This window comes from Protofrankia sp. CiP1_Cm_nod4 (assembly GCF_982290645.1).
Window position 1 is genome coordinate 1 of record NZ_CEVIVC010000221.1, and the last position, 528, is coordinate 528.

At 79.4% G+C, this 528-nt stretch carries 1 protein-coding gene; it reads left to right on the forward strand.

Annotated features, from left to right (window positions below; translation table 11 throughout):
* Nucleotides 1–528, forward strand: a 528-nt coding sequence (locus AC5LSR_RS23105; RefSeq protein ID WP_493469018.1) for a hypothetical protein, incomplete at both ends; no start/stop codon positions are given.

Here is a 528-nt window from a genome sequence, read left to right on the forward strand (position 1 = left end):
GCCCAGGACCCGGCGGCCGGCCTCGGAGCACCAGCCCCGACCGCGCCATCCGCTCCCCCCGGCCGGGAGGCCACCACCAGCGCCGGGATCACCACAGACGGGGTGGACACGGTGGCCGCGACCGGCGGCGAGAACGGCGAGGCGGTGGGGACCGGATCCGGCCTCGATCTCGACACCCTGCTCGGTGCCGCGGACCAGGTCCTCGACGAGGCGTCCCGCGCGCAGGAAGCCCACGCCACAGCCAGAGCCCGCGCTGAGGAGGTGGACCGGGCCGAGCGGGCCCGACAGGCCCGGCTGGCGGAGCTCCACGAGGCCCAGGCCCGCTGGGCACAGCAGCGACAGGCCGCGCTCCTGTCCCCCGCGCTGCACCCCGACGGCTGGGCCGAACGGCGGCGGCGGCTGACCGAGGCGGTCGACCACCACCGCCGAGCCCTCAGGGCCACCCAGGACGCCGCCGGCGCCCGGGCCCGCCACGCCGCCTTCGCCGAGCGCGTCGCCACGCTCGCCAGCCGGCACGCCGCGGCCGTC